This window comes from Variovorax sp. Soil_C_26 (genome assembly GCF_057657075.1).
Genome location: NZ_JBDGJC010000001.1, coordinates 581,499 through 598,067 on the forward strand (window position 1 = coordinate 581,499; position 16,569 = coordinate 598,067).

Sequence of the window (16,569 nt, forward strand, 5' to 3'; positions counted from 1 at the left end):
GGCACCTCAACCTCGATCACTGCGGCGGGCGCTGGCGACGGCGCTCTCCACCACGCGGACCCGATGCCGCGCCACGCGGGCCGGCCGCACCGCCACGCGGGCCGGCGCCGGGCCGATCACCCTGCAACTGCACCACCGCGCCGTCCTTGATGCGGTCGCCGCCTTCGGTCACGACGTTCTCGCCGGCACGCAGGCCCGAGGTGATCGCTACCACCTCGGCATTGGCCTCGCCGCGCTTCACCGCGCGCATCGAGACCGTGCGGTCCTCGTTGATCACATACACGTAGTCGCCATTCGGGCCGGTGCGCACCGCCGTGACCGGCACCACCACGGCGCGCAGCTTGCGCAGCAGCAGCTGCACGTTGACGAACTGGCTCGGGAACAGCGTGGTCTGCGCATTGGCGAAGCGGGCCTTGGCCCTCACGGTGCCGGTGGTGGTGTCGACCACGTTGTCGAGCGTCGAGAAGGTGCCGGTGTCGAGCGTCGCCGCGCGCGTGCGGTCGAACGCGGTCACGGGCAGCGGTTCGCCGCGCGCGAGCTGGGCCTGGATGTCGGGCACGCGGTCTTGCGGCACCGAGAACTGGACGTCGATCGGGTTCATCTGCGTGATGACCGCGATGCCGGTGGTCGCGTTGGCGGTGATGGTGTTGCCCGGGTCGACCGCGCGCAGCCCGATGCGGCCGGCCACGGGGGCGGTGATGCGGGTCCAGTCGAGGTTCAGCCTGGCCGAGGCTTCGGCGGCCCGGTCGGTGGTGACCGTGCCTTCGAGCTGCCGCACCAGCGCGGCCTGGGTGTCGACCTCCTGCCGCGCGATGGAGTCCTGCCCGAGCAGCGTGCGGTAGCGCGCAAGGGTGACGCGCGCGGCCGCGAGCTGCGCCTCGTCGCGTTCCCGGGTGCCACGGGCCTGCATCAGCGCCTGCTCGTAGGGGCGCGGGTCGATGCGCGCGAGCAGCTGGTTCTTGGCCACGGTCTGGCCTTCGGTGAACATCACCTCGGTCAGCACGCCGCCGACCTGGGCCCGGAGCGTGACGGTGGCGAGCGGCGTGACGGTGCCGAGCGCATCGATGGTGACCGGCAGCTCGGTCTCGCGCGCCGCGGCATGGCCGACCGTGACGGTCGCGCCGCCGAAGCGCGACGCGCCTGCAGCGCTGTCTTTGCGGTTGATGAGGTACCAGGCCCCCGCACCGACAGCCAGCAGCAACAGCAGCGCGAGCAGGCTGCCCAGCCAGCGCCGGCGGCGCGAAGGCGGACGCGGAGAGGGAGAAGGGACGGGGTGTGCCGGTGGGGCAGCAGGCGAATCGCCGGAAGAAGGCTCGGAGGTCGGTGATTCCATGGGGTGGGGCAGTGCGCAGTACAGCCGCTAGTGGACCGCTGGATCGTAGCGCGCCTGTCTGTCGGACCGTAAAGCGACGGTAAAGCTGCAAAGAATGCCCACGTTTCGCACACCGTCGCCGCGCCTCGCGCCGCCGTGGCGCATTTCGTCGCACGCCGATGGCCGCGCCGGCCACCGATCGGCACAGTCCGCTCCATCGAAGCTTTCTTTCTGGAACCGCCATGCTGCTCGAGATCATTCTTCACCCCCCGAAGTGGGTCTTCGCCGTCTTCGTGCTCCTGCTGTGGCTGGGCGCAAGGCAGCTGCTGCCAGGCCGCAGCGGACTCGGCCGGCTGACCGCGGTGTCGGTCGGCATGACCGGCCTGTCGCTGGCGGGCGTGCTCACGGCCTTCGGCCCTTCGCCCGGTGCCCTGCTCGGCTGGAGCCTCGCGGCGGCCGCCATGGGCCTGGCGGTGCTGCAGGCTGCACTGCCCGCCGGCGTCCGCTACGACCCCGCCGCGCGCAGCTTCCACCTGCCCGGCAGCGCCGTGCCGCTGGTGCTGATGATGGGCATCTTCTTCACCAAGTATGCGGTCGGCGTGGCGCTGGCCTTGCACCCCGCGCTGCACCGACAGGCCGCCTTCGCGGTCGGCATTCCGATGCTGTATGGCGCCTTCAGCGGCATCTTCGCCGCGCGGGCCCTGCGCCTGTGGAAACTGGCGCTCCGCACCGCCGCCATGGCACCCGAAGTGCGCCCGGCCTAAGATCGCCAGCCGCTTCATCGACATTTTTCTTCAACCCCCTCACGGAGAACCGTCATGAACCCTGCACAGCCCCACACCCACGCTTCTGCCTCCGAACTCGAGCGGCTCGCCCGGCGCCGCGCCGGCGCCAAACTCGGCTGGTTCATCCATGCCTTCGTCTATGTGCTGGTGAACCTCGGCCTGGTCGCCCTCTCGGCCTCGCGCGGCCACAGCTGGGCGGTGTACCCACTGCTGGGCTGGGGCCTCGGGCTGCTGATCCACGGCGCCGTGGTCTGGTTCGTCGCCACCGGTGGCGGCGTGTACGACCGGCTCGTGGCGCGCGAACGCCGTGCGCTGCAGGGAGGCGATCCTTGGTAGCAGGCGGGGCGCCCATGCCGGCCCCGCTGTTCGGTGCCGACACGTTGCGCAGCATGCTGCGGCACGGCCTGATCACGGCGGCCTGCTGCTGCGTCATCGCCGCCGTCATGGCCGCCACGATGCACGGGCCGGACGGCGCCTGGGACAAGCAGCTCGTCTACTCGCTCTCGATCGGGCTTGTGAGCTGGCTGTTCATCGACATGGGCCGGCTGCTGCTGACCCGCGGCCAGCAGGTTCGCTGGCCCCATGGCGCACGCGGCATCGTCCTGGTGGCCGTGAGCGTGACGATCGGCTTCCTCGTCGGCCAGACCATCGGCGACGCATGGAGCGGGCGACCGATACTGACGTTCTACAAGCTCGGCCGGGCGCAACTGATCGCCACCATCGCCGTCACGCTGGGCACCACGGCCGGCATGTCGTACCTGTTCTATACCCTGGGCAAGGGCCGGTACATGCAGGAGCAGCTCGATCTGGCCCAGCGCAATGCCACAGAGGCGAGGCTCAAGCTGCTCGAAAGCCAACTCGAGCCGCACATGCTGTTCAACACGCTGGCCAACCTGCGCGTGCTGATCGCCACCGATCCGCCGCGGGCCGTGGCCATGCTCGACCGCCTCAACAGCTACCTGCGCATGACGCTCGGCGGCTCGCGCGCGCTCTCGCACCCACTCGCGGCCGAGTTCGACCGGCTGGCCGACTACCTCGAACTGATGTCGGTGCGCATGGGCGAGCGACTTCGCTACACGCTCGAGCTGCCCGACGAGCTGCGCAACGCGGCCGTGCCGCCGCTGCTGCTGCAGCCGCTGGTGGAGAACAGCATCCGCCACGGGCTCGAGCCGCAGGTCGAAGGCGGCGAGATCGCAGTGCGCGCGCGGCGGATCGACACAGAGCTCGTGATCGAAGTCAGCGACACCGGTGGGGGCTTCGATGCTGCACACCCCGGCGCGCTGGGCGATGGCGGCGGCTTCGGGCTCGGCCAGGTTCGGGAGCGGCTCGCTGCCATGTACGCCGACCGGGGCCGCATGGACTTGACGACCGGCCCCGCGGGCGGCACCCGCGCCACCTTGCGCTTTCCGTTGCAGCCCCACGCATGAACCCCACCGCCCTCATCGCCGAAGACGAGCCGCTGCTCGCCCAGGCCCTCCAGGCCGAACTCGCCGCGGCCTGGCCCGAACTCCAGGTGCTCGCGATCGCGCGCGACGGCAACGCCGCAGTGCACGAGGCGCTGCGCCTGCTGCCGCAGGTGCTCTTCTTCGACATCCGCATGCCCGGCCAGGACGGCCTCGGCGCCGCCGCCGAACTGGCCGACCGCTGGCCGGCGGACGAAGCGCCGTTGCCGCAGCTCGTCTTCGTGACCGCCTACGGCGAATACGCCGCCCGCGCCTTCGAGACCCAGGCCATCGACTACGTGCTCAAGCCCGTGCAGCCCGCGCGGCTGCAGAAGACCGTGCAGCGGTTGCGGCTGGCGCTCGACACCCAGCGCCCTACCGCCACCGCCAGCGACGAAACGCTCGAGCAGACGCTCGCGCAGTGGCGGCGGCTGCTCGCCGCCGGTGCCGGTGCCGGTGGCCCCCCCGCGCAGTCACCCGTCGCGGCGCCGCTGCGGATGATCGCGGCGAGCGAGACCGGCGGCGCCACCGTGCGCATGGTGCCGGTCGACGAGGTGCTGTATTTCGAGGCCGCGGACAAGTACGTGCGCGTGCTCACCGAGCGCCATGAATACCTCATCCGCACCCCACTCAAGCAGCTGCTGCCCCAGCTCGATGCGCAGGCCTTCTGGCAGGTGCACCGCGCCGTGGTCGTGCGCAGCGCCGCCATCGAGGCAGTGCACCGCGACGAGGCCGGCAAGCTGAATCTCGCGCTGCGCGGCCGGCCCGAGAAGATCCCCGTCAGCCGGCTCTATGCCCATCTGTTTCGCGCCATGTGAAACGGCCATGAAAAAAGCCGGCCCCGTCGAGGGACCGGCTTTCTGATCTTGCGGGAAGGCACCGTCTGGCGATGCCGCACCGCTCAACGCCAGTGCTGATGGCGGTGGTGGCGATGATGGCGGTAGTGGCCGCGCGGTGCGTAGTAGGCCGGCGGCGCGTAGTACACCGGGGCCGGACGGTAATAGACCGGCGGCGGCGGGCGGTAGTACACCGGCGGGGGCGGCGCGTAGTACACGGGCGCCGGCGGCGGGTAGTAGGCCGGGGCGCCCACACCCACGGCCACGCCCGGGATGCCCACGCCGATCGACCAGCTCACGTCGCCGCGGGCGCTGGCCGAAGTGGCCGCAAACAAGGCGCCGAAGGCCACGAGACCTGCGCCGGTCCATTTGAAGAAGGTTGAACGTGTGAGGCTCATGATCTGGAACTCCTGGTTGGGGCGTTGCCGCCCATGTAGGTATTGAACGCGCCAAATGCAAACCGGTTGCCCGCGCGAATGTGAAGAACGTTGCCAAAGGTAACGGCAAAAGAGCGCAATCTAGAATGCCGCAATGACCTCCCCGACCGACAAAGACAGCGCGAAAACCGCCGCTGCCCCGAGCAATTTCCTGCGCCACGTGATCGAGAACGACCTCGCGCAGGGGGCTTATTCCGGCCGCCAATGGGGCGGCTCGCCCGGTGACGCCGCCCATCATGCCGACGGCATGCCCGACCCGGCCAAGGTCCGCATGCGCTTTCCGCCCGAACCCAACGGCTACCTCCACATCGGCCACGCCAAGAGCATCTGGCTCAACTTCGAACTGGCCCGCGAATACGGCGGCGTCTGCCACCTGCGCTTCGACGACACCAACCCGGAGAAGGAAGAGCAGGAATACGTCGACGCGATCCGCGATGCGGTCCAGTGGCTGGGCTACGAAACCTTGCTCGCCGACCGCCCGAGCGCGCCCGGCACGCTGCAGCCGCACGAGTACTTCGCGAGCGACTACTTCGACTTCATGTACCGCGCGGCCGAATACCTGATCGGCGCCGGCCTGGCCTACGTCGACGAGCAGAGCATCGACGAGATGCGCGCGAGCCGCGGCGACTTCAACACACCCGGCAGGAACAGCCCGTTCCGCGACCGCACGCCCGAAGAGAACCTGGCGCGCTTTCGCGAGATGCGCGACGGCAAGCTGGCCGACGGCGCCGCCACGCTGCGCGCGAAGGTCGACATGGCGAGCCCCAACATCAACATGCGCGATCCGGCGCTCTACCGCATCCGCCGCGCCACGCACCACAACACCGGCGACAAGTGGTGCATCTACCCGATGTACACCTATGCGCACCCGATCGAGGATGCGCTCGAACAGATTACCCATTCGATCTGCACGCTCGAGTTCGAGGACCAGCGCCCCTTCTACGACTGGCTGCTCGACCGCCTGGCCGAAGGCGGCCTGATCGCGAGCCCGCATCCGCGCCAGTACGAGTTCGCGCGGCTCAACGTCACGCATGTGCTCACGAGCAAGCGCAAGCTGCGCCAGCTGGTCGAAGAGAAGCACGTGGACGGCTGGGACGATCCGCGCATGCCCACGCTCGCGGGCCTGCGCCGCCGCGGCTACACCCCCGAGGCGCTGCGCCTGTTCTGCGAACGCAGCGGCACCACCAAGTCGGGCGGCTGGATCGACTATGCGAGCCTCGAAGCCGCGCTGCGCGACACGCTCGACCCGATAGCCCCGCGTGCCATGGCGGTGCTCGACCCGGTCAAGCTCGTCATCACCAACTGGGGCGAACTGATGGGGGGCGACGAGGTGTTCGACGAGTGCTCGGCGCCCGTGCACCCGCACCATCCCGAAATGGGCAAGCGCGCGTTCAAGCTCGGCCGCGAGGTCTGGATCGAGCGCACCGACTACGAGGACGTGCAACCCAAGGGCTTCTTCCGGCTGTTCCCCGGCAACAAGGTCCGGCTCAAGTACGGCCACGTCATCGAATGCACCGGCGGCACGCGCGACGCCGAAGGCCGGCTCGTCGAGGTGCAGGCCACGCTGGTGCCCGACACCAAGAGCGGCACGCCGGGCGCCGACGCGGTCAAGGTCAAGGGCAACATCACCTGGGTGGCCGCGGCCGATGCGCTGCAGGCCGAGGTGCGGCTGTACGAGCGGCTCTTCGCCGCGGCGAATCCGGGCAGCGGCGAACTGCTCGACGAGCTCAACAAGCAGAGCCTGCAGGTTTGCCCGGCATACGTGGAGCCTTCGCTGGCGACGGCCGAGCCCGGCGTGGCCATCCAGTTCGAGCGTCATGGCTATTTCGTGGCCGACAGCAAGGCCGATGCGGCAGGCAAGCGGGTGTTCAACCGGGCGGCCGGCATGCGGGACGGCTGGAGCAAGTAGGCAAGACAGAAAGCGACCTTGCTCATACGCTTCAACAAGCCCTACGGCGTGCTCAGCCAGTTCACGCCCGAGGGCCGCTGGCGGGGGTTGAAAGAGTTCATCGAGGTGCCGGGTGTGTACGTGGCCGGCCGCCTCGACGCCGACAGCGAAGGCCTGCTGCTGCTCACCGACGATGGCCGGCTCCAGGCGCGCATCGCCGATCCGCGCTTCAAGCTGGAGAAAACCTACTGGGTGCAGGTTGAAGGCATGCCAACCGACGCCGCATTGGCCGCGCTGCGCGACGGCGTGCAGCTCAACGACGGTCCTACGCGGCCGGCCCGCGCCCGCGTGCTCGACACCACCCCCGACGTATGGCCGCGCCAGCCGCCCATTCGGGAGCGAAAGAACATTCCGACGACCTGGCTGGAACTTGCGATCAGCGAAGGCCGCAATCGGCAGGTACGGCGCATGACCGCCGCCGTGGGCCTGCCCACGCTTCGCCTGGTTCGCGTGGCCATCGGGCCGCACACGCTCGAGGGCCTGGCGCCGGGCGCCTGGCGCGCGTAGCGCGGCAGGCGGCAATGCGTTGCAGGTTGCAGCAGTTTTTTTATTCGATCTCCATGCACGACATCCGACCCCACACCGCCCCCGACCTTCTCGCCCCCGCACTGACCCGCCGCCTGGCATTGCTCGGCGCGTTGGGCCTGTTCGCCGTCCCCGCAGCCTCCGCAGCCGCGCCGGCAAGGCAACAGCCGGCGCACGCCGGCGTCTGGCCACAGCCCAGCCAGGTGCCCGGCGGCGTGGCGCGCCTGTCGCTCGGACCCGCCACCGAGCGGCCGGCGGCCTTCTCGGGCGAGCAGCCGCTGCTCGTGTTGGGCGACGCGATCGAATGGACCGCCATCGTCGGCATTCCCCTCGCGGCCACGCCCGGCGAGGCGCACATCACGGTGCGCACCGACCACGGCAGCGACCGGCAGGTCGCCTACACCGTGGCCGACAAGCGATATCGGGAACAGCGCCTGAACGTGGCGCCGCGCACCGTCGACCTCTCGGCCGAGGACCAGGCGCGCTTCGAGCGCGAGCGCGACCACCTCGCCACCGTGACCGCGACCCGCACCGCGCTGCGCCCCGACGCCGCGCTGCAGATGCGCGTGCCCGTGCCCGGCCGGCGCTCGGGCTCGTTCGGCCTGCGCCGCGTGTTCAACGGCCAGCCGCGCAATCCGCACAGCGGCATGGACATCGCCGCCGCCACCGGCACGCCCGTCGTCGCGCCGCTCGCCGGCCGCGTGATCGACACCGGCGACTACTTCTTCAACGGCGGCACCGTCTGGCTCGACCATGGCGGCGGCCTCCTGACCATGTACTGCCACCTGAGCCGCATCGACGTGAAGGTGGGCGACCTGCTCAAGACCGGCGAACAGCTCGCCGCGGTCGGCGCGACCGGCCGCGTGACGGGGCCGCACCTGCACTGGTCGGTGATGCTGAACCGGGCGATGGTGGACCCGGCGCTGTTCATTGGGGGCTGACGAGACCGCACGAGACTGCGCCTCGTGCCCGCCGCTCAGATCGGCTTCGTCAGATACACCGCCTCGCGTCCCACGATCACCTTCTGCGCGGGCATGAACACCGTGCAGTCGTCCACGGGCGCGCGGATCTCCTCGGGCCCATTGGTGGCGATCAGCTCTCCCTTGGCGAAGGTCTCGAAGCCGATCAGCGGACGCACGAAGGCGAAGTCCTCGCTCTGGATCACATGCGTCTGCAGCAGCTGGAAGCGCCGCTGCGGCCCCGGTGCGGGGGTGTCGGGGCGCGGGTCGATGAGGCCGAAGAAGGCCAGGAAGTCATGGGCGACCTCGGTGGCCAGGTCCGATGCGGAACGTAGGAAATGCTGGCCGCACTCGACCACCATCGCCACGCCCTCGCCGTCGGGTCCGCCATGGCGGCCGTACTGGATCAGCGGCGTGCCCGAGCCCAGGCCGTCGGGCATCACGAGGTGCACCGGCGGGTGGCCGATCGCCATCGCGACCCTGGCGTTGCGCTCGAAGGCCGGGTAGACCCAGAACGGCACCACGGGCTGGCTCGTCGAATGGATGTCGAGAATGTGGTCGGCCGCCTCCACCACGGGCCGCAGGATGCGCGCGCGGCGCAGTTCCGGGCTGTCTTCGGCGCCGTCGAGCCACTCGGGCGACCAGACGCGATTGAGGTTGTGCACGATCTGGCGGCTGTCGTAGGGCGACGCTTCCTGGAACGATTCGTAGGCGTCGATGTTCGCGAAGCTCACCGTGAGCGTGCCGATCTTCGGTCGCACCGCGTTGTCGAGCAGGTGCGTGGCGGCCGTCATGCCGCAGATCTCGTTGCCGTGGGTGAGCGCGTTGATGAGCACGTGCGGGCCGGGTCGGCCCGATTCGAAGCGGTGCACGTAGTCGATGCCGACATTGCCCTCGCGGTAGGCGGAAAGATCGCGCGGGAGGACTTCAAAGGTGGGCGGGGTCTGGGTCATGGCGGCCGGTGGTGAAGGAGCGGATGTGGCGCGAGTTTGCTACAGCCGCCGCCCTGCGTCTTTGGCTTTGGCTTTGCCGAAGCTTGCACGATCGACAATGCGATGCCCGCAACACCACGGAGCCCGCGCATGCCGTTCCCGTCGCCCCGCCACCTGTCGATTGCCTGGCTCAGCCTGGTGCTGGCCACGGCCACCAACGCGCAGGACGCCGCTCGGCGACCGGACCCGCCCGCGGCCGAAACACAGCAGCAACCGGTGTTCACGCGCGCGCGCTTCGTCGCCGCGCACGAGGACGCCGGCAAGCCCTACGTCCGCCTCACGCTGCTGCCGCGCGCCAAGCTGCCGTTTTCCACGCAGACCTTCAGGCTCGCCGATCGCGCGCTGCTGGATGGCATCCCCGATGGCTCGCCCGTGGAGTTCGTCGCGCGCCGCATCGACGGCGAGAACACCGTGGTCGCCCTGCGCGCCGCGGCGGAGTGCAAGCGCTTCCAGAAGTGCTGATGAGCCTCACCAGTTGACTTCGCGCTCCGGCGTGGCCGAGATGTGGTGGATCGACAGGTCGGCGCCGTCGTATTCCTCTTCCTGCGTGAGCCGCAGCCCCATGGTCGCCTTGAGCACGCCGTACACCGCGAAGCCGCCCACCAGGGCCCAGGCGACACCCATCGCGGTGCCGATGAGCTGCGCGCCCACGTTCACGCCCCCGATGCCGCCGAGCGCCTGCGTGCCGAAGATGCCGGCCGCGATGCCACCCCAGGTGCCGCACAGGCCGTGCAGCGGCCAGACGCCGAGCACGTCGTCGATCTTCCATTTGTTCTGGGTGAGCGTGAACATGGCGACGAAGATCGCGCCCGCCACGCCACCGACCACCAGCGCGCCGAGCGGATGCATCAGGTCGGAGCCCGCACACACCGCGACCAGTCCCGCGAGCGGGCCGTTGTAGACGAAGCCGGGGTCGTTGCGGCCCATGGCCAGCGCCACCAGCGTGCCGCCAGCCATTGCCATCAGCGAGTTGACGGCGACCAGGCCCGAGATCTTGTCGATGGTCTGCGCGCTCATCACGTTGAAGCCGAACCAGCCCACGCAGAGCACCCAGGCGCCGAGCGCGAGGAACGGGATGTTCGACGGCGGGTGCGCCGAGAGCGAGCCGTCGCCCCGGTAGCGGTTGCGGCGGGCGCCGAGCAGCATGACCGCCGGCAGCGCGAGCCAGCCGCCCATCGCATGCACCACCACCGACCCGGCGAAGTCGTGGAATTCATGGCCGGTGACGGCGGCGATCCATGCCTGGATGCCGAAATGCTTGTTCCAGGCGATGCCCTCGAAGAACGGATACACCAGGCCCACGATGACGGCGGTGGCGATGAGCTGCGGCCAGAACTTGGCGCGCTCAGCGATGCCGCCCGAGATGATGGCCGGGATGGCCGCCGCGAAGGTCAGCAGGAAGAAGAACTTCACGAGCTCGAAGCCGCTCTTTGCCGCCAGTTCGGTCGCGCCCACGAAGAAATGGGCACCGTAGGCGACGCCGTAGCCCACGAGAAAGTAGACGAGGGTCGACACCGAGAAGTCGACCAGGATCTTCACGAGCGCGTTGACCTGGTTCTTCTTGCGCACGGTGCCGAGTTCCAGAAAGGCAAAGCCCGCGTGCATGGCCAGGACCATGATCGCGCCGAGAAGGATGAACAGCGCGTCTGCGCCCTGTTTGAGTGCGTCCATTGGAGCTTCTTGCCTTGTTGTGGTTGGATTTGGTGCGCCGCGCCACCATTCGGCAGCACGGCGGACCGCAGAAGCAAAAACGGTGCCCAAAGAGCGTCTCTGTGGTGCGCGCGCACCGAAACGGGCGCCGCATCGCGGTGCGCCCGCATCCGGTTTTCAGGCGGCCGTGCCGCGCAACGCTTCGCGGTAGCGGCGGCTGCAGGGCACGGTGCTGCCGTCGTGCATGTGCAGCCGCGCATCGCCGCCGTCGAGCGGCTCGATCTCCTTCACGCGCGAGACGTTCACCGCATGGCTGCGGTGCACGCGCACGAAGAGCGCCGGATCGAGCTGGCCCAGAAAGTCGGTCAGCGTGGCGCGCAGCAGGTAGTCGTGGCCGTTGACGTGCAGGCCGACGTAGTTGCCCTGGGCCTGGAGCCAGTCGATGTCGCCCGCGGCGATCAGGAATTCGCGCCGCAGCTTGCGCACCAGGAAGCGCTCCGGCCGCGCTGGTGGCGGCGGTGCCGCCGAAGCTGGCCTTTCCTCGGGCGCTGTCGATGGCGCCGGCTCCGGCGCATCGAGCACGCGCGCCTCGCCCTGCAGCCGCAGCATGAAGACGCCGTACACCCAGATTCCGAACACCATCGCCAGGTAGGCGCGCACGTCCTTGAGGTATTCGTAGCCCCAGCGGCCGGTCCAGCCAGCGAAGTCGTAGCGTTCGCCGGCGGCCGCATAGACCAGGGCCCGCAGCGCGAACATCGCGGCCACGTGCACCAGGCTGAACACCACGCTGCCGGCCAGGTGCCAGGCCAGGTAGTGCAGCAGCCGGTTGCGCGCGAGCGGCGCAAGCCGGCGCTGGAGCGCGACCACGGCCGGCACCAGCGCCAACAGCACCAGATGGCTCGAGACCTCCCAGGTCACGATCTCCCAACCCGCGCGCGGCACTGAGCGGTCGCGCGCGTCGACCAGCGCCACTGTGGTGTTGAAAAGCGCCTGCAGCGCCATGAAGACGATCCAGAAACCCACCTCGACGCGCCGTCGGACGGGTTCGTAGCGCTCGTACAGGTTGCGGGAGGCATCGCTCATGGCCGGCATTCTCGCGACCTTCGGGCTACGGGGCCGGTGAATTCCGTCCCTCGCTGGCCACCGCTCGTCACAAAAGCCCGCCGCTTCGTCACCGGGCAGCCCGCAGCGGGCGGGGAGGCGCCACCATGCAGCGCATGAATCCGAACCCCGCCCCGCCCTCGCGCCGCCACGACATCGATGCGCTGCGTGCACTCGCCTTCGGGCTCGTGATCCTCTACCACGTGGCGATGTACTACGTGGCCGACTGGCCCTGGCACCTCAAGAGCCCGCACGCGGCCGAATGGCTGCAGTGGCCGATGCGCGCGCTCAACATCTGGCGCATGGACCTGGTGTTCCTGATCTCTGGCGTGTCGCTGGCTTTCCTGTGTCGCGGCCAGGGCACCTGGCAGCTGCTGCGGGGCCGCGGATTGCGGCTGATGCTGCCGCTGGCCTTCGGCATGGCGGTAGTGGTGCCGTACCAGGCCTATGCGGAAGGCATGGCCAGGGGCCTGGTCGCGCCGGGCTTCGGCGCCTTCCTGCTGCGCTACCTGCCGATGAACGATCCCTGGCCGCCCGACGCCTTCACGGGTGCGGCGTTCGGCATCACCTGGAACCATCTCTGGTACCTGCCCTATCTGTTCGCCTACACCGCGCTGGTCGCGCTGACGCTGCCGCTCTGGCGTTCGCGCGCGGGGCGCCGGCTCGGCGACGGCTTCAACGGGCTGCGCGGTGCGAAGCTGATGCTCTTGCCGGCCCTGCCGCTGGTGGCGTGGACGATGCTGCTGGCCCGGCACTTTCCACCCACGCACGACCTCGTGCACGACGTCTACCTGCACGGCATCTACTTCACGGTGTTCCTGTATGGCTGGTGGATGGGCACAGAGATGGCGAGCGGCATCTGGCGCGAGCTGGAGCGCCTGCGCTGGGCCTCGCTTGCGCTCGCGGCCGCGGCCTTCGGTGCTTTCGTCCTGCTAAGGCTCCGCACCGGGACGCCGCCGCCCGCGGTGATCGATCTGCTGCGCATGCTCTACCTGTGGTCTGCGCTCGCCACGATCCTCGGCCATGCATACCGCCACCTGAACCGGCCCTGGGCGTGGCTGCGCTGGGCCAACGAATCGGTCTTTCCCTGGTACATGCTGCACCAGACGCTGATCGTGGCGGGCATCGTGCTGCTGGCGCCGCTGGCGCTGGGCCCGATGCTGGAGCCGACGCTGCTCGTGGCGCTGACCTTCGGCGGCTGCTGGCTGCTGACCGACGGGCTGATCCGCCGCCTCGGCTGGCTTCGGCCGCTGTTCGGCCTCAAGCGCCGGCGCGGGGCTGCTGCGGCGCCGCTTGCTCCGGCGCCACCGGCACCAGGATGGCGTTCCCGGTCGCCACGAGCTTGAGGCTGTCGCCTTCGCCCTGGCCATAGAGTTCGGCCGCGGCAAACACCTGCTTGCGCCCGGCCTTCACCACCTTGCCGCGCGCCACGAAGACGCGGCCGATCGCGGGTGAGAGGCAGTTGACCGAGAACTGCGACGCCAGCACCCGCCCCGACACCGTGGAGGCCGCGAAGCCGCAGGCGGTGTCGAGCAGCGCGCCGATCATCCCGGCATGCAGGAAGCCGGCGTACTGGCCCATGTCTTCCTCGCGCCACGCCATGCGCAGCTCGGCTTCGCCGGCTTCGGCACGCGTGACCTCGAAGCCGGCCCAGCGGTTGAAGGCAGCCATCTTGTTGATGGCCTGGATGGTGTCGAGCATGGCGGTCTCGCTTTCGAAAAGTGGATGGAGCCACTCTACGAACGGCAGCCTTGGCCTGCGGTCGCGCCCGCGACGGATCCGGTGCGAGGAGTTGCCTTGGCGACAGGACCGCGCAAGCAAAGCGCCGCAAGCGCCAAACCGAAGGCCGTCGAACCGGCCCAGGCGCGCCACAGGTTCGCGGCATTCCAGCGCTCGCGCACCTGCGCCCAATCGGACGGCAGCGCCAGCGGGTCCCACGACTCGGTATAGGCATTGAGCGGCAGGTTCACGCGCGCGGTGAAGAGCACGATGCCCAGCGCATACAGCAACCCCGCAGCCGCCAGGCACCAGAACCAGCGCTCCCGCCATGCCGGCCATGCCGCCAGCACCGCCAACGCGCACAGCAGCGGCGGACCGAAAAAGAAGCCGAAGAACATCGCATGGCGCACGTTTCGGTTGAGACTGGACTGCACCTGCGCATAGGTGTTGCCGTCCATCTGCAGCGTCGCGAAGTTGACGTTGGCGCTGTAGGTCCAGAAGAAGCCGGCCATCACGCCCAGGCAGAAGACGGCGAGCGCGTGCAGCCCGAGCTGCACGGACATCGGCGGAAAACGGAACATGGGGTGCCTCGTCGAATAAAAAGCGCCACTGTCGCAGCGTCGCCGCCGCGGCGCCTTAACCGCCGATAAGACCCATGGACGCGCGCAGCCGCGACAACGAGACGTCCGTCATGCCCAGGTACGAGGCCAGATGCCTCAGCGGGATGCGCCCGGTCCATTCGGGGCGCTCGCGCAGCAGTGCCTCGTAGCGCTCGCGCGCCGTGCATTGCAGGAAGGCCTGCTCGCGCCGCATCTTGTCGTCGAGCAGGCCCGCGAGCGCCTGCAGCCGCACCGCGGTCCACGACGGCAGGCCGGCCACGGCCGCTTCGAGCGCGGGGAACGGCAGGCACCGCACGGCCGACGGCTCCAGTGCCGCAATGAAGAAGGCCGCCGGCTCGCGACGCAGCGCATCGGTCACGGGCCAGATGAAGGCATCCTCCGCATGAAAGTTCTTGTTCGACTCGCGGCCTTCGCGGTCGATGTAGAACAACCGCAGGATCCCACGTTCGACCCAGAAAGCATGCTGCCACGGCGCGCCCGCCGGGAGCAGCGTGGCATGCGGCGCGAGCGTGGTGCGCTGCGCCTGGCCCGCCAGAGCGGCCAGCGCGCAAGCGTCGAGTTCGGGAAAGCGCCGCACCAGCGCCTGCATCCAGTTGCAATCCGCGGGTTCAGAAGACACCGGCCTGCTCCGGTCAGGCGTCCGGCGTTGCCGTGGCTTGCGGACCGGCCTTGCCGCGCTTGCCCCGCGCCGCCTTCTTCGCGGCGCGCTCGGCGTCGATGCGCTGGCCCTCGGCCAGCCAGGCCGCGAACTCCTCGGGCGTCTCGAGCGTGATGCGCCCGAGATTGCCCGCGCGGAATTCGTGCATCACGATCTCGGCTGCCTTCTGCAGGTTGACGCGCCCCTTGCCGAGCAGCGCACCGCGCTTGCGGCCGATGGCCTCGAGCAGTTCCTCGTCCGTCATGGCGGCGAGGCTGGCGGCGTCGTCTTCGAGCTTGAAGCGCACGCCGATGCCGCCGGCATAGTGCGCCTTCAGGTAGCCGAGCAGTTCGAGCGCGACCTCTTCCTCGTCGAAGGCATTGCGGCCCACCGCGCCACTGGCGGCGAGGTTGTAGCCGCTCTTGGGCACCACGATGCGCGGCCACAGCATGCCCGGCGTGTCCCACAGGTAGAAGTCGTCGGCCAGCGTGATGCGCTGCTCCAGCTTGGTGATGCCGGCCTCGTCGCCGGTCTTGGCCTTGCGGCTGCCCGTGAGCGTGTTGATGAGCGTCGACTTGCCGACGTTGGGAATGCCGCAGATCAGCACGCGCATCGGCTTGGCCATGCCGCCGCGGTTGGGCGCGAGCTCGTGGCAGGCGCGCACGATCGCCTGCGCGGGCGTGGTCAGGCTCGCGTCCAGCGCGATCGCGCGCGTGGCGGGCAGCGCGTTGTAGTGCGCCAGCCAGGCGGCGGTGCGCGCCGGGTCGGCCAGGTCCTGCTTGTTGAGCACCTTCAGCGCGGGCCGGCCGGCCGTGAGCTCGGCAAGCATCGGATTGGCGCTGGAGCCCGGCAGGCGCGCATCGAGCAGCTCGATGACCACGTCGATGTCCTTCACGCGCTCGGTGATGGCCTTCTGGGTCAGGTGCATGTGACCGGGGAACCACTGGATCGCCATCGGTGGGTGTTCTTTCCTTGAGGTACGGGGGCTGCATTGTGGCCCGGGATCGTGCAGGCCTTTGCGGGCAGGCAACCGACACCTTAGTTCGCAGCAAGCGCGCCCCGCCGTGCGCAGAAGTTTTTTACATCGCCGTGCGCGCTTCCGCGCCTATCATTTGCTCGAGGGCGGCGCATCGGTGCGTCGGTCGAGCCAGAATTCTTGATAGATGGAGTGCAAGCGATGAAACCGGTCTCCGAACTGCTCAAGCGCCACCAGTCCGCCGCATGGCGCACCTCGCCCGATGCCAGCGTGTTCGACGCGCTCGAGACCTTGGCGCGCTTCGAGGTCGGCGCGCTCATGGTGATGGACGGCGAGAAGCTCGTGGGCTTCCTGTCCGAGCGCGACTACACCCGCAAGGTGGCGCTGCAGGGCAAGAATTCCAAGGAAGTGAAGGTCTCCGAGATCATGACGCCCGACGTGATGACCGTGACACCACAGACCCGCACCCGTGCCTGCATGGCGCTGATGAGCCAGCGCAAGTTCCGCCACCTGCCGGTGGTCGACGGCGACAAGGTGGTGGGCATGATCTCGATCCAGGATCTGATGGACGACATCATTTCCGACCACGAGGAAACCATCGCGCAGCTCACAACCTATATCCAGAGCTGA

Annotated in this window: 19 protein-coding genes; 10 read left to right on the forward strand and 9 right to left on the reverse strand. The window is 69.2% G+C overall.

The window, feature by feature from the left end:
• Nucleotides 1–16 precede the first annotated feature (16 nt).
• The gene (locus tag AC3A6G_RS02580) at nt 17–1,333 is read right to left on the reverse strand and encodes an efflux RND transporter periplasmic adaptor subunit (protein WP_487858138.1); all 1,317 of its coding nucleotides are present in this window, start codon (nt 1,331–1,333) and stop codon (nt 17–19) included.
• A gap of 221 nt (nt 1,334–1,554) precedes the next feature.
• Between AC3A6G_RS02580 and AC3A6G_RS02585 the strand changes: the two genes are divergently transcribed.
• The 4 genes from AC3A6G_RS02585 to AC3A6G_RS02600 are packed head-to-tail and all read left to right on the forward strand — an operon-like array spanning nt 1,555 to nt 4,357.
• The gene (locus tag AC3A6G_RS02585; RefSeq protein WP_487872979.1) at nt 1,555–2,076 is read left to right on the forward strand and encodes a DUF6622 family protein; all 522 of its coding nucleotides are present in this window, start codon (nt 1,555–1,557) and stop codon (nt 2,074–2,076) included.
• A 54-nt stretch (nt 2,077–2,130) separates the two neighbouring features.
• The gene (locus tag AC3A6G_RS02590; protein ID WP_487863997.1) at nt 2,131–2,433 is read left to right on the forward strand and encodes a 2TM domain-containing protein; all 303 of its coding nucleotides are present in this window, start codon (nt 2,131–2,133) and stop codon (nt 2,431–2,433) included.
• Between the two features lie 14 nt (nt 2,434–2,447).
• Nucleotides 2,448–3,524, forward strand: coding sequence for a sensor histidine kinase (locus tag AC3A6G_RS02595; RefSeq protein WP_487872980.1), 1,077 nt, complete (start codon nt 2,448–2,450; stop codon nt 3,522–3,524).
• Complete coding sequence (locus AC3A6G_RS02600; RefSeq protein ID WP_487858142.1) at nt 3,521–4,357, forward strand: LytR/AlgR family response regulator transcription factor; 837 nt, start codon at nt 3,521–3,523, stop codon at nt 4,355–4,357. The genes AC3A6G_RS02595 and AC3A6G_RS02600 overlap by 4 nt, the downstream gene beginning before the upstream one ends.
• An 83-nt stretch (nt 4,358–4,440) precedes the next feature.
• Here the strand turns inward: AC3A6G_RS02600 and AC3A6G_RS02605 are convergent, their stop codons facing one another.
• Nucleotides 4,441–4,773 (reverse strand): hypothetical protein, encoded by a 333-nt coding sequence (locus AC3A6G_RS02605; RefSeq protein WP_487858143.1) that lies wholly within the window; start codon nt 4,771–4,773, stop codon nt 4,441–4,443.
• Between the two features lie 133 nt (nt 4,774–4,906).
• Between AC3A6G_RS02605 and AC3A6G_RS02610 the strand changes: the two genes are divergently transcribed.
• From AC3A6G_RS02610 to AC3A6G_RS02620, 3 genes are read left to right on the forward strand one after another with little or no spacing between them, the layout of a single operon-like run.
• Entirely contained in the window at nt 4,907–6,721 is a 1,815-nt protein-coding gene (locus AC3A6G_RS02610) for a glutamine--tRNA ligase/YqeY domain fusion protein (RefSeq protein ID WP_487872981.1), read from the forward strand.
• Nucleotides 6,722–6,739: 18 nt separating this feature from the next.
• On the forward strand, nt 6,740–7,267 hold the full coding sequence (locus AC3A6G_RS02615; protein ID WP_487858145.1) for a pseudouridine synthase: 528 nt from the start codon (nt 6,740–6,742) through the stop codon (nt 7,265–7,267).
• Between the two features lie 53 nt (nt 7,268–7,320).
• Nucleotides 7,321–8,226 (forward strand): peptidoglycan DD-metalloendopeptidase family protein, encoded by a 906-nt coding sequence (locus tag AC3A6G_RS02620; RefSeq protein ID WP_487872982.1) that lies wholly within the window; start codon nt 7,321–7,323, stop codon nt 8,224–8,226.
• A 35-nt stretch (nt 8,227–8,261) separates the two neighbouring features.
• On the opposite strand, the gene AC3A6G_RS02625 is transcribed toward AC3A6G_RS02620, so the two are convergent.
• Nucleotides 8,262–9,197: a M14 family metallopeptidase gene (locus AC3A6G_RS02625; protein ID WP_487864002.1), complete on the reverse strand. Its 936-nt coding sequence runs from the start codon at nt 9,195–9,197 to the stop codon at nt 8,262–8,264.
• Between the two features lie 129 nt (nt 9,198–9,326).
• Here AC3A6G_RS02625 and AC3A6G_RS02630 point away from each other — a divergent pair, with 129 nt between their 5' ends.
• Nucleotides 9,327–9,698, forward strand: coding sequence for a hypothetical protein (locus AC3A6G_RS02630; protein WP_487864003.1), 372 nt, complete (start codon nt 9,327–9,329; stop codon nt 9,696–9,698).
• Between the two features lie 6 nt (nt 9,699–9,704).
• On the opposite strand, the gene AC3A6G_RS02635 is transcribed toward AC3A6G_RS02630, so the two are convergent.
• Entirely contained in the window at nt 9,705–10,907 is a 1,203-nt protein-coding gene (locus AC3A6G_RS02635) for an ammonium transporter (protein WP_487858151.1), read from the reverse strand.
• 156 nt (nt 10,908–11,063) lie between these two features.
• Entirely contained in the window at nt 11,064–11,969 is a 906-nt protein-coding gene (locus tag AC3A6G_RS02640; RefSeq protein WP_487858152.1) for a LytTR family DNA-binding domain-containing protein, read from the reverse strand.
• Nucleotides 11,970–12,103: 134 nt separating this feature from the next.
• Here AC3A6G_RS02640 and AC3A6G_RS02645 point away from each other — a divergent pair, with 134 nt between their 5' ends.
• Complete coding sequence (locus AC3A6G_RS02645; protein WP_487873252.1) at nt 12,104–13,333, forward strand: acyltransferase family protein; 1,230 nt, start codon at nt 12,104–12,106, stop codon at nt 13,331–13,333.
• Here the strand turns inward: AC3A6G_RS02645 and AC3A6G_RS02650 are convergent.
• Genes AC3A6G_RS02650 through ylqF form a run of 4 tightly spaced genes read right to left on the reverse strand, consistent with a single transcriptional unit; the run spans nt 13,248 to nt 15,918 of the window.
• Nucleotides 13,248–13,688, reverse strand: coding sequence for a PaaI family thioesterase (locus tag AC3A6G_RS02650; RefSeq protein ID WP_487858153.1), 441 nt, complete (start codon nt 13,686–13,688; stop codon nt 13,248–13,250). The genes AC3A6G_RS02645 and AC3A6G_RS02650 overlap by 86 nt on opposite strands.
• 35 nt (nt 13,689–13,723) lie before the next feature.
• Nucleotides 13,724–14,287 (reverse strand): anthrone oxygenase family protein, encoded by a 564-nt coding sequence (locus AC3A6G_RS02655; RefSeq protein WP_487858154.1) that lies wholly within the window; start codon nt 14,285–14,287, stop codon nt 13,724–13,726.
• Between the two features lie 55 nt (nt 14,288–14,342).
• Complete coding sequence (locus tag AC3A6G_RS02660) at nt 14,343–14,945, reverse strand: Crp/Fnr family transcriptional regulator (protein ID WP_487872983.1); 603 nt, start codon at nt 14,943–14,945, stop codon at nt 14,343–14,345.
• A 13-nt stretch (nt 14,946–14,958) separates the two neighbouring features.
• A complete protein-coding gene (gene ylqF, locus AC3A6G_RS02665) occupies nt 14,959–15,918 on the reverse strand; it encodes a ribosome biogenesis GTPase YlqF (RefSeq protein WP_487858156.1) in 960 nt (319 codons plus the stop codon).
• Between the two features lie 222 nt (nt 15,919–16,140).
• On the opposite strand from ylqF, the gene AC3A6G_RS02670 reads away from it, so the two are divergent.
• Entirely contained in the window at nt 16,141–16,569 is a 429-nt protein-coding gene (locus AC3A6G_RS02670) for a CBS domain-containing protein (RefSeq protein ID WP_487858157.1), read from the forward strand.